This window comes from Shewanella sp. AS16 (assembly GCF_021412365.1).
Lineage (GTDB): Bacteria > Pseudomonadota > Gammaproteobacteria > Enterobacterales > Shewanellaceae > Shewanella > Shewanella salipaludis.
Genome location: NZ_JAKCLK010000324.1, coordinates 1 through 287, shown reverse-complemented (window position 1 = coordinate 287; position 287 = coordinate 1). Strand labels below are relative to the sequence as shown.

General features: G+C 50.5%; 1 protein-coding gene. It reads left to right on the top strand.

Annotated elements, in window-relative coordinates; translation table 11 throughout:
- Positions 1 to 194: uL15 family ribosomal protein (locus tag LZP73_RS20485; protein ID WP_234236806.1), on the top strand; the 194-nt coding region annotated here is incomplete at its 5' end.
- Positions 195 to 287: the final 93 nt, after the last annotated feature.

The window sequence follows — 287 nt, the reverse complement described above, 5'->3', positions numbered from 1 at the left end:
ACCTGGCTAAAGTAGAAGGCGGTGTTGTAGACCTGAACACGCTGAAAGCGGCTAACATTATCGGTATCCAGATCGAGTTCGCGAAAGTGATCCTGGCTGGCGAAGTAACGACTCCGGTAACTGTTCGTGGCCTGCGTGTTACTAAAGGCGCTCGTGCTGCTATCGAAGCTGCTGGCGGTAAAATCGAGGAATAAGTAGCAGATGGCTAAACAACCGGGATTAGATTTTCAAAGTGCCAAAGGTGGCTTAGGCGAGCTGAAACGCAGACTGCTGTTTGTTATCGGTGC